The sequence below is a fragment of the Clostridioides sp. ES-S-0010-02 genome (assembly GCA_020641055.1).
In the GTDB taxonomy this organism is placed as follows: domain Bacteria; phylum Bacillota; class Clostridia; order Peptostreptococcales; family Peptostreptococcaceae; genus Clostridioides.
Genome location: CP067345.1, coordinates 3,374,522 through 3,386,874, shown reverse-complemented (window position 1 = coordinate 3,386,874; position 12,353 = coordinate 3,374,522). Strand labels below are relative to the sequence as shown.

Here is a 12,353-nt window from a genome sequence, read left to right as displayed (position 1 = left end):
TAGAATAGGAGGGGATAGTTTGGGATATTTGCACATATTAATTTTGTCTATGGTTCCTGTAACAGAGTTAAGAGGAGCCATTCCTATAGGTATTGCAATGGGCTTAAATCCTATATGGGTTTATGTATTTAGTGTGATTGGTTCTACATTAGTATCAATTCCTTTGATATTGACATTTAGACATATATTGCAATTTTTGAAAGGTAAAAAGTTATTTAAGGGACTTGCTAACACAATTGATAAAAAAATAAATTCAAGAATGAAGAAATTAAAAAGCGTTTCAATAATAGGTATAATACTATTTGTAGGCATACCACTTCCAACAACAGGAACATGGACTGCGTCTGCGATAGCCTCAATACTAAAAATGAGAATAAAAGATGCTTTTATAGGAGTATTTTTAGGAAATTTATTGTCTGGAGTCATAGTGTCAGCCCTTTCTCTACATATAATATAAAACTATCCAAATATACTATTGGATAGTTTTTTTATGAAAATATGTGAAAAATATTTTTTATTTAGACAAAATATTTAAATTCATTTGGTCTTAAAATGTTTACTATCATAAAAGAAATATAGTATAGTAGTATTTATGAGGAAATTAATTTAAACTTGCCTATCAATAAAATAAAGTTTTTATATAAAATGTATTTTTAATAGTAATAGATTTAAACATTAAATTATTAAGGAGGTTTTAAGATGGAAAATTCAAATACTGATTTAGGTCGTGAGAATGTAGGCAAATTGCTTTTTAAATTGGCTACACCAGCTATTATTGCACAAATTGTGAATGTTTTGTACAACATAGTAGATAGAATCTTTATTGGTAGAATGGAAAGTGGCGAAGTTGCTATGGCAGGTGTTGGAGTAGCATTTCCTATAATAATTATAATAACTTCATGTAGTTATTTAATTGGTATGGGGGGAGGACCTTTAGCTGCTATAAAAATGGGGGAACAAGATAATGATGGGGCAGAGAAAATAATGAGTAATAGTTTTTCTGTATTAGTTATTTTGGCGATACTATTGACTATAGGTTTTCAGATTGGAAAAGAACCCTTACTTTGGCTATTTGGAGCAAGCGAATCTACAATTGGATATTCAATGGATTATTTGAATATTTATTTAATAGGGACAGTATTTGTTCAAATTTCACTAGGTATGAATACCTTTATAAATACTCAAGGATTTGCGACAACTGGTATGATTACGGTTGCTATAGGAGCTTTGATAAACATAATACTAGACCCAATTTTTATATTTGGATTTGGTATGGGGGTAAAAGGAGCTGCATTAGCCACTATAATTGCACAAGGAGTTTCTGCTATTTGGGTATTGGTATTTCTATTTGGAAAGAAAAGTATACTTAAGATAAAAAAGAAATACATGATGCCTAAAGCAAGTATTATTTTGCCAGTATTAGGTCTGGGAATTTCTCCATTTATAATGCAATCTACAGAAAGTTTAGTGCTTATAGCCCTAAATAGCAAATTACAGATGTATGGAGGAGATTTAGCAGTAGGTTCAATGGCAATAATGAGTAGTATAATGCAAATTCTTATGCTTCCTAACATGGGATTTACACAAGGGGCACAACCAATAATAAGTTACAATTATGGTTCAGGACAGATTGACAGAGTAAAAAAGACTTTTAAGTTATGTTTATTGTCATGTTTTACATACTCTGCAATTTTGTGGATTTTACTTATGATATTCCCTACGTTCTTTGTAAGTATATTTAACAAAAACCCACAATTACTTAGTATGACTAGTTGGAGTATAAAAATATATTTTGCTGGCTCTTTTATGTTTGGAATACAATTAGCTTGCCAGCAGACATTTTTAGCGCTTGGAAAAGCAAAAATATCTTTAATTTTAGCTCTTCTTAGAAAAGTTGTACTTTTGATACCTTTAATATTTATACTTCCAATGTTTTTTGATGAAAAACTTTTTGCTGTACTTTTAGCAGAGCCAATTGCAGATATAACAGCAGCCACTATTACAGCAATTTGTTTCTTTGTGTTTTATAAATGTTCTCTATCAAAACCTAAAGTAATAGAGGAGTAAAATATAAATAGTAGAAAGTTTTTAGGAGCATATATTATTAGTTAAAAATTAAAATTTGTATTTTAATTTAAGAAGATATTTTTTATAATTTACAAAGATACAAACTAGAATTAAAATTTAAAATTATAGTAAGAAAAATGTAAGTATTTGCAATATTAATGGTATAATATTTACAGATATGATAATCAATAAGAGGAAAGGATGTTTATATAATGGAAAATGATTTAACAATGCAAGAGCTACTTGAGCAACAAGAGCAAGTGTTCAGCAAAGTGAAAGTTGGGGAATTGATAACTGGAAAAATAACTGCAGTGAGAAATGATGAAGTACAACTAGAATTAGGTTATGGGTTTGATGGAATAATACCTATAAGTGAATTAAACATAGAAAAAAATCAATCTATAGAAGAGTTATATCATATAAATGATGAAATAACTGCTATAATAACAAAAGTATCTCAAAAAGATGGAACAATAACTTTATCTAAGTTACAATTAGATAGAAAAAATGATTTTGCTGATTTACACAAAGCTTATGATGAACATAGAATAATAACTGTAAACGTTGAAAAAAATATAGAAAAAGGTGTATTTGCTAATTACAATACATATACATTTTTTATACCAATTTCTCAGCTTGACACAAAGTTTATTACAGATACGTCTAAATTTGTTGGTCGTAACTTAGAAGTATATATAAAAGAAATGGATGCTAGAAAAAATAGATTTGTAGCATCTCATAGAGACGTATTACAAGAACGTATAAATAAAGAGAGAGAAGAAAGAAGAGTTCAAATTAAGGCAGAAAAGGAAGCCGAAAGAGCTAGAATAAAACATGAAAGAGAAGAAGAAAAAGCTCGTATTAAATTAGCTAAAGAAGAATTGTTTAATTCCCTTGAAGTTGGTCAGAAAAGAGATGGTAAAGTAACAAAGATAATGTCTTATGGTGCATTCATAGATATTGGTGGAATTGAAGGATTAGCACATATAAATAACCTATCTTGGACAAGAGTTGAAAGTGTGGAAGATGTTGTCTCTGAAGGTCAAGAAGTGGAAGTTTATGTATTAGATGTAAATCAAGAAACTAAAAAAATTGCACTAGCATTAAAAGATATAAACAATGACCCATGGGATTTAATAGCAAAAGAATTACAAGTTGATGATGTTGTTAATGCTAAAGTTCTTAGAATTATAGAAAAGGGAGCTTTTGTTCAAATCGAAGAAGGTGTAGATGCTTATTTACCAATTTCTGAATTGAGTGATACTAGAGTAGCTAAAGTTACTAATGTTGTTAATATTGGAGACGAAATTAAAGTTAAAATTCTTGATTTTAAACCAAAAACTAAGAGAATGTTAGTTTCGATAAAAGAAGCAACTAGAGAGCCAGAAGAGGATATAACAGAGTTTTTAGAAGTAGAAGAATCTCTAGGAAGTATTGGAGAATTATTTAAAGATAAATTTAAAGACTTAGAAATATAAAATAATCAAAAAGGGGGGCTGTTTTAAAACATTACTCTGTCTATTTTGACAGCTTTAGTTTTAAAATAGCCCTTCAACTATCTATAAAAATTTATATACAGTATTAGGAGGAAAATTAATGAAAAAAGCTATTATAGATGTACATTGTCATACTTTAATAAGTGGACATGCACATAGTACTTTTAAAGAAAATGTTGAAGAAGCAATTCAAAAAAATATAAAATATTTAGGCATATCAGACCATGGTCCTAATATGCCAGGAGGACCACATCCATTTTACTTCTATAATTTACATCTACTTCCACGCCAAATACAAGATTTAAAAATTCTTAGAGGTATAGAAGGAAATATCATGGATTATGATGGAAACTTAGATGTTCCAGAAGACATGCTACAACATTTAGATTATATAATTGCAAGTTTGCATAGACCTTGTATAGCTTCAGGTACAAAAGAAGAAAATACAAATGCTATTTTAAAAGTGATGGATAAACCTAGAGTAAAGATAATTGGGCATCCAGATGATAGTAGATATCCTTTAGATTATGAGTCTATAGTAAAAAAAGCAAAGGATAAAAATATTCTTTTAGAAATAAATAACTCTTCATTAAGTTCAAATTCTCATAGAACTGGAACTTGGGAAAATGCAAGTGAAATGTTACTATTATGTAAACAATATGGTGTAAGAGTTATTCTTGGTACAGATTCGCATATATGTTACTCTATAGGTGAATTTGAAAGTGCAGAGAAAGTTTTAAAATCAGTGGATTTTCCAGAAGAACTAGTAATAAATTATCATGAAGATGAAATTGTAGAGTTTTTTAATATAAATTTTTAGAATTTTAGGAGTGAGAAAATTTGAGTAAAAATAAGTTTATCTACATGAATTATTATGACAATGGTTATTTCAAAAAGGGAATGGTTATAAATATGGTTTTAGCTCTTATAATTTTGGCCACAATTTTTATATACTCAACAACATTTTTATATCTTTTATGTATAATAACAGCGGTTTTTCTTTTTAAGCAAGGTCGTGATTTTTCAAATAGATATAAGGGAAAAGTATATCTTACTCTTGATAATCATTCAATATCAATAAATAATCAATGTATTTTCAGTATAAAAGCTAGAAAAAATCAAAAATTTAACTATAAAGTAATAGAAAAAACAGAAGTAACAAAAAATATATTAAATATATGTGCTGATAATTTTAATTACAAAATTAGATTAAATGCATTGAGTTTGGAAGATGAAAAAAAATTATTGAGTACAATAGATGAAAAGATAAAAAAATTTAAGGGGTAATATCATACTATTTTCAATAGTTAGCATGATTTAGAATATTATCTGACAAAAATAAATAATAAAAAAATACAGATAATTATTTTTTTATGTTGACAATACATTTTAATGTGTATATAATAACTATTAAATCAAAATATTTAGAAAATTTAAATGATTTTAAAAGCGATGAATAGAAGTAGTAAGAATCATGAAACTTCCAGAGAGCTAAAGTATGGTGTGATTTAGCAGTTGATAATTCTGAACTTGTCTAGGAGCTGTTTCCTGAGTTGTGTAACTTAGGATAACCGTATTTCCACGTTATAGGAAAAATAGCTATTATAATAATTAGTAGTAGCTATTACTAAGGGAGCTTTTTAAAAAGCTAAATAGAGTGGTACCGCGAGCAAAACCTCGTCTCTAGTTTTACTAGAGATGGGGTTATTTTTATTCTAATGATAAATCTAACATTTGTACTTATGAATTGAAAAGGGGTAGAATTGCGTCGATATAAGGTATACTGAATACAAAAAACAGAAAAGGGGGAAAATAACATGAAATATGGAAAATATAAAAAATATAATAGAATGAAAATGGTAAATCGTAAATGGCCAGATAACGAAATAACAAAAGCTCCAGTTTGGTGTAGTGTCGATTTAAGAGATGGAAATCAATCACTGCCAACACCTATGAATGTAGAAGAAAAAGTCAGAATGTTCCGAATGCTTTTGGATACAGGGTTTAAAGAAATAGAAGTAGGCTTTCCATCAGCATCAAATACAGAGTATACATTTTTAAGAAAGCTAATAGATGAAAATATGATTCCAGATGATGTAACTATACAAGTACTTACACAATCTAGAGCTCATCTTATAGAAAAAACATTTGAATCAGTAAAAGGATGTAAGAAAGCAATAATACATTTATATAATTCTACATCTGTTCTTCAAAGAGAAGTGGTTTTTAATATGAGTAAACAAGAAATCATAGATATAGCAGTTGAGGGAGCAAGATTATTCAATGAAGAAGCAAAGAAATATCCTGAAACAGAGTTTATTTTTGAATACTCACCTGAAAGTTTCACAGGTACAGAAATGGATTATGCACTTGAGATATGTGAGGCAGTTATTGATGTGTGGAAACCAACGCCACAAAAGAAAGTTATAATAAATCTTCCATCAACAGTAGAAATGGCAACACCAAATATATATGCAGACCAAATAGAATGGTTTTGTGAAAATATAAGCTGTAGAGATTCTATTATAATGAGTTTACACACTCATAATGATAGGGGAACTTGTACAGCAGCAAGTGAACTTGGATTATTAGCTGGAGCAGATAGACTTGAAGGTACATTATTTGGAAATGGTGAAAGAACTGGTAATATGGACATAGTAAATGTGGGTCTTAATCTTTATACACAAGGAATAAACCCAGAATTAGACTTTAGTAATATTGATAAAATGATAGAAATATATGAAGACTGTACAAAACTTACAGTACATGATAGACATCCATATGCAGGAAATCTTGTACATTGTGCCTTTTCAGGTTCTCACCAGGATGCTATTAGAAAAGGTATGATAGCAATTAGCAATAGAAATGATGGTTGTTGGGAAGTTCCATATTTACCAATAGACCCTCATGATATAGGAAGAGAATACAAAGAAATCATTAGAATAAACAGCCAATCTGGAAAAGGTGGAGCTGTTTATATAATGGAAACAGATTATGGTTTCATGATACCTAAAAATATGCATGCTGATTTTGGAAATGTGGTTAAAATGGAATCTGATAGAATAGGAGCGGAACTTAGCAGTGAGTCAATATTTAACTTATTCAAGAAGGAATATATTGATGTTGAGAGTCCATATAAAGTTAAGAAATATAAGATAAAATCAATGGATGAGATAAACTATGAAAGTGATGATTCTGATGATACTAATATGATTGAGATGACTGCAAGAGTAACTTATATGGGTAATGAACAAAGAATTGTTGGAATAGGAAATGGGCCAGTAGATTCATTTAATAATGCATTAAAACAATGTGGAATGAAAGATTATAAATTTAGATATTATTGGGAACATGCATTAGAGGAAGGTTCACATTCAAGAGGTGTGGCCTATGTGGGAATAGAACATAATGATAAAGTTTATTTTGGGGTAAGCATATCAGAAAATATAAATACAGCAGCTATTAATGCTCTTATGAATGCAATAAATAAAAGTTATATTGAGGAGGAAGCAGAAAATGGGGATGACTATGACGCAGAAAATCTTAGCGAAACATGCTAATTTAAATGAGGTTAAGAAAGGACAATTGATTGAAGCAAACTTAGATATAGTTTTAGGCAATGATATAACATCACCAGTAGCTATTAGAGAATTTGAAAAGTTAGGAATTGAGGATGTTTATGATAAATCTAAAGTGGCAATAGTTTTGGACCATTTTACACCTAATAAAGATATAAAGAGTGCAGAGCAGTGTAAGTTTACAAGAAGTTTTGCAAAATCCAAAGGAGTGGTCAATTTCTTTGATGTAGGGGATATGGGAATAGAACATGTTCTTCTTCCTGAAAAAGGTATAGTAACAGCAGGAGATATAGTCATAGGTGCCGATTCTCATACTTGCACATATGGAGCATTAGGCGCTTTTTCCACTGGCGTAGGTTCAACTGATATGGGAGCTGGCATGGCTACAGGAAAATGTTGGTTTAAGGTACCTGGTGCAATAAAATTTGTCCTAAAGAATAAGCCAAATAAATGGATAACTGGAAAAGATGTGATACTTCATATAATAGGGAAGATAGGTGTTGATGGGGCACTTTACAAATCAATGGAATTTTGTGGAGATGGAGTAAGTAATCTATCTATGGATGATAGATTTACTATTTGTAATATGGCAATAGAAGCAGGGGCTAAAAATGGAATTTTTCCAGTAGATGATAAAACTATAGAATATATAAATTCACATAAGTGTACAACAACAGAAAAAGTTGTAAATGTATACGAAGCAGATGAAGATGCAATTTATGATGAAGTATATGAAATTGACTTAGCTACATTAAAAGAAACAGTAGCTTTTCCACATCTTCCTGAAAATACTAAAACAGTAGATGAGATTGATAACGATATAAAGATAGACCAAGTTGTAATAGGCTCTTGTACAAATGGAAGAATATCAGACCTTGAAGTTGCAGCTGAAATCATGAAAGGTAAAAAAGTTGCAGATGGGGTTAGAGTGATGATATTTCCTGGAACTCAAAAAGTGTATCTTGAAGCAATAGAAAAAGGATATATTACTATCTTTATAGAAGCAGGAGCAGCTGTTTCTACACCAACATGTGGACCATGTCTTGGAGGTCATATGGGGATACTTGCAGCAGGAGAAAGGTCAGTTTCAACAACAAATAGGAACTTTGTAGGAAGAATGGGTCATGTTGATTCAGAAGTCTATCTTGCCAGTCCAGCTGTAGCAGCAGCATCAGCTATAACTGGAAAAATATCAAAACCATCAGAAATAATTTAAGGGAGGTAAAGTTTATGATTGCTAATGGAAGAGTTTTTAAATTTGGTGATAATATAGATACAGATGTAATAATACCAGCTAGATATTTAAATATAGCTGATTATAAGGAACTCTCAACACACTGTATGGAAGATATTGATGATAAGTTTGTATCTAAAGTAAAGGCAGGAGATATTATAGTTGCAACTAAAAATTTTGGATGTGGTTCGTCAAGAGAACATGCTCCAATCGTAATAAAAGAAAGTGGAGTATCCTGTGTAATTGCATCAACTTTTGCTAGAATATTTTTTAGAAATTCTATAAATATAGGGCTTCCAATACTTGAATGTGAGGAAGCAGCTAATAGCATAGAAGAAGGTGATACTATAGAAGTGGATTTTTCAACAGGTGTAATAAAAAACATAACAAAAGGAACAAAATATAAGGCTGAACCATTTCCTGAGTTTATGCAAAATATCATAACAAATGAAGGTTTAATTAACTCAATAAAGGTAAACAGGGGGTAATGGTGTATGAATTGTAAAGTAGCAGTCATAAAAGGTGATGGTGTTGGGCCAGAAATTATAAAAGAAGGTATAAAGGTCTTAAATAAAATTTGTTATAAATTTAATCATAAATTTGATTGTGAATATGTATTGGCTGGAGGATGTGCAATTGATGAAACTGGAGAACCTCTACCTGATAAAACTGTTGAAATATGTCGAAAAAACGAGGCGGTATTACTTGGAGCTGTTGGGGGTCCAAAGTGGGATAAATGTAAAGGGGATGCAAGACCAGAAGCAGGTCTTTTGAAATTGAGAGAATCCTTAGGCTTATTTGCAAATTTGAGACCAGCAACTATATATGAAAGTATAAAGGAATCTTCACCACTTAGAGCAGATATAGTAGAAAAAGGCATTGATTTTGTTGTTGTGAGGGAGTTAACAGGGGGCATTTATTTTGGAGAACGTGGAAGAAAGATTATTGATGGTGTTGAAGAGGCTTATGATGTAGAGGTATACAATGAAAATGAAATAAGAAGAATTGGAAGAAGGGCTTTTGAAATCGCTAGAGATAGAAAGAAGAAGCTTGTCAGTATAGATAAAGCAAATGTGCTTGAAAGTTCAAGACTTTGGAGAGGTATTATGGAGAACTTAGCTAAAGAATTTGATGATGTAGAGCTATCACATATGTATGTTGATAATGCTGCTATGCAAGTTGTGAAAGACCCTAGCCAATTTGATGTAATAGTGACTAATAACATCTTTGGAGATATAATATCTGACGAAGCATCCATGGTTACAGGTTCTATAGGTATGTTACCATCTGCATCACTTCGAGAAGATAGCTTTGGAATGTATGAACCAATACATGGGAGTGCTCCTGATATAGCTGGAAAAGATATTGTAAATCCAATTGCAACTATTTTATCTGTCGCAATGATGTTAAGACATAGCTTTAATCTAGAAGATGAAGCTAAATGCATTGAAGATGCAGTACAAAATGTACTTAGAAAAGGATACAGAACTAGTGATATATATAATAGTATAGGAACTGTTGTTGGTACAAAGAAAATGGGAGAATTAATAGTAAATGAAATTTAGAATTATAGTTTAATTTATATAATACGATTTGGTCATATAATGGGGGGCATTAGTAAAAAATTTATTGTGAAATAGTTTTATATTTAGGGTAGAAGAGATATTTTATTTTTAAAGCACAACATGATTTTAGGTAATTTTAATTACATAAAATCACGTTGTGCTTTTTTATAAAATAACACTTTGGATTAAGATTTTAATGCTGAAATAGCCTATTTTTGTTTATTAGAAATTTGCAGGGATTTAATTAATATTATATAATATATTTTAGTATTATGAATATTAAGTGACTGTCAATATTAGTTAGGAGATGGAGTTTTTGGGAAAATATAAGGTTTTAAAAAAGCAAAACAGTAGTAAATCTTGTTTAGTTTGTGGAACGCAAAATGAATTAGGATTAAAAGCAGATTTTTATGAACTTGAAAATGGAGAACTTGTATCAATTTGTAATACAAAAGATTGGCATCAGAGTTATCCAGGAAGAGTTCATGGAGGTATGTCTGCTGCAATATTAGATGAGACTATTGGAAGAGCTGTAAGTATAAATGATGACCAAATATGGGGGGTTACAGTATCTTTGAAATTGAAATATAAAAAGCCAGTACCAACAGATGCTACTATAAAAGTAGTTGGAAGGATAACTAAAGAAAATAGAAAATTATTTGAAGGTACAGGAGAAATAATTTTGCCAAATGGAGAGATAGCAGTAACAGCAACTGGAAAATATATGAAGATGCCTATTGGTCAAATAGCAGAAGGTGATTTTTCTGATGAAGAATGGTTCTTTGCTGAATCAGAAGAAAAAGTTGAATATATTGAGATTTAAGTGATTACATATTTGCTATGTAAAATGATGTGTAAAAAAATATAAAATTGAAAAACATAAGATAAAAATAACTTAGCTATACTTAAAAAAAATTCTTATAATAGCATTAAATTTACACGTTAAAAAAAATAATTTATATATTTAAAAAGTGTATTTTTTTTATAGGTAAAATTCAGAAAATTCAAACTAATGATGAGGTGTAAAATGGATGATTTCACAAAATATAGAAAATAAATTATATATAAAATATAATTTTTATGTTGACATACTTAATTTAGCTTGATATTATAGATATTAAAAATAAGGACAGTAAACACACTATCCATATTACAAACTAAAAAAGGAGGGAATTATAATGAGTAAGAAATTATTTATTCCTGGTCCTATTGATGTTAGAGCAGAAGTCTTGGAAAAGATGGCTACACCAATGATAGGACATAGAGGGAAAGATGCATCTATACTTCAAAAAAGTATAAGTGAAAAAATGCAAAAACTATTCTATACCAACAACACGATACTTTTATCCACGTCGTCCGGAACTGGTTTAATGGAAGGCTCCATTCGTTCCTGTACATCCAAAAAGGCAGCAGTATTTTCCTGTGGGTCCTTTGGTGATAGATGGTACAAAATGGCAGTGGCTAATAATGTCCCAGCGGATATATTTAAAGTTGAATTAGGAGAGGCAACAACACCAGAAATGGTTGATAAGGTGCTTTCTACCGGAGAATATGATTTAATAACCGTAACTCACAATGAAACTTCAACTGGAATAAGAAATCCAATAGAAGAAATTGGAGAAGTTGTTAAAAAATATAAAGATGTGGTCTACTGTGTAGACACTGTAAGTTCAGCCGGTGGAATAAAAGTCGAGGTTGATAAGATTGGAATAGATATTTGTATAACATCATTACAAAAAGCACTGGGATTACCACCAGGAATGTCTATTTGCACATTTTCTCAAAAAGCAATCGATAGAGCTAAGCAAGTACCTTTTAGAGGAGTTTATTTTGATTTGTTAGAAATGTATGAATACTTAATCAAGAAAAACTACCAATACCCTTCAACACCATCTCTTTCTCACATGTTCGCTTTAGATTTCCAATTAGATAATATATTAGATGAAGGCCTAGATAATAGATTCAAACGACATGAAGACATGGCAAACTTAGTTAGAATCTGGGCTAAAAAACACTTCCAAATTTTTACCAATGAAAATCACTTATCCAATACACTTACTGTTATAGAAAATACTCAAGGTATTAGTGTATCAAATTTAAATTCAAAATTACAAGAACGAGGATTCCAAATAGCAAATGGCTATGGCAATTTAAAAGAAAAAACTTTTAGAATTTCACATATGGGTGACTATACTGTCGAAGATGTACAAGAATTATTAGATAATATTGATGATATATTAGGTTTTAATAAGTAATATTACAAAATTATGTGTATTTTAAGTTAAATTTAAAATATATAAAATAAAATGTGTTTTATGAAAATTACATATTAAATTTTTAACAAACATTAATGAAATTTGATATGACTTTAATAAAAAATATTTTGAAAATTATATAAATAGAAAGTGTAATT

At 29.9% G+C, this 12,353-nt stretch carries 11 protein-coding genes and 1 other annotated feature; all 11 genes read left to right on the top strand.

Annotated elements, in window-relative coordinates; genetic code table 11:
• Positions 1-19 precede the first annotated feature (19 nt).
• The 11 genes from JJC01_15780 (at position 20) to JJC01_15730 (ending at position 12,195) form a co-directional block, all read left to right on the top strand.
• Complete coding sequence (locus JJC01_15780; protein ID UDN57616.1) at positions 20-457, top strand: small multi-drug export protein; 438 nt, start codon at positions 20-22, stop codon at positions 455-457.
• A gap of 242 nt (positions 458-699) precedes the next feature.
• On the top strand, positions 700-2,067 hold the full coding sequence (locus tag JJC01_15775) for an MATE family efflux transporter (protein ID UDN57615.1): 1,368 nt from the start codon (positions 700-702) through the stop codon (positions 2,065-2,067).
• Positions 2,068-2,279: 212 nt separating this feature from the next.
• Entirely contained in the window at positions 2,280-3,545 is a 1,266-nt protein-coding gene (locus JJC01_15770; protein UDN57614.1) for a S1 RNA-binding domain-containing protein, read from the top strand.
• 118 nt (positions 3,546-3,663) lie between these two features.
• Positions 3,664-4,383: a phosphatase gene (locus JJC01_15765; GenBank protein ID UDN57613.1), complete on the top strand. Its 720-nt coding sequence runs from the start codon at positions 3,664-3,666 to the stop codon at positions 4,381-4,383.
• Positions 4,384-4,403: 20 nt separating this feature from the next.
• The gene (locus JJC01_15760; GenBank protein UDN57612.1) at positions 4,404-4,850 is read left to right on the top strand and encodes a hypothetical protein; all 447 of its coding nucleotides are present in this window, start codon (positions 4,404-4,406) and stop codon (positions 4,848-4,850) included.
• 156 nt (positions 4,851-5,006) lie between these two features.
• Positions 5,007-5,251 (top strand) — a binding site (T-box leader).
• 129 nt (positions 5,252-5,380) lie between these two features.
• Positions 5,381-7,123 carry a 2-isopropylmalate synthase gene (gene leuA / locus JJC01_15755; protein UDN57611.1) on the top strand — a complete coding sequence of 581 codons (1,743 nt, stop codon included), beginning with the start codon at positions 5,381-5,383 and terminating at the stop codon, positions 7,121-7,123.
• Positions 7,080-8,357, top strand: a complete 1,278-nt coding sequence (gene leuC, locus JJC01_15750) for a 3-isopropylmalate dehydratase large subunit (GenBank protein UDN57610.1) — start codon at positions 7,080-7,082, stop codon at positions 8,355-8,357. Before leuA ends, leuC begins: the two co-directional genes overlap by 44 nt.
• Positions 8,358-8,371: 14 nt before the next feature.
• Positions 8,372-8,863, top strand: coding sequence for a 3-isopropylmalate dehydratase small subunit (leuD, locus tag JJC01_15745; GenBank protein UDN57609.1), 492 nt, complete (start codon positions 8,372-8,374; stop codon positions 8,861-8,863).
• 6 nt (positions 8,864-8,869) lie between these two features.
• Entirely contained in the window at positions 8,870-9,940 is a 1,071-nt protein-coding gene (leuB, locus tag JJC01_15740; GenBank protein ID UDN57608.1) for a 3-isopropylmalate dehydrogenase, read from the top strand.
• A gap of 307 nt (positions 9,941-10,247) precedes the next feature.
• The gene (locus tag JJC01_15735; GenBank protein UDN57607.1) at positions 10,248-10,763 is read left to right on the top strand and encodes a PaaI family thioesterase; all 516 of its coding nucleotides are present in this window, start codon (positions 10,248-10,250) and stop codon (positions 10,761-10,763) included.
• Between the two features lie 355 nt (positions 10,764-11,118).
• On the top strand, positions 11,119-12,195 hold the full coding sequence (locus JJC01_15730; GenBank protein ID UDN57606.1) for an alanine--glyoxylate aminotransferase family protein: 1,077 nt from the start codon (positions 11,119-11,121) through the stop codon (positions 12,193-12,195).
• Positions 12,196-12,353: the final 158 nt, after the last annotated feature.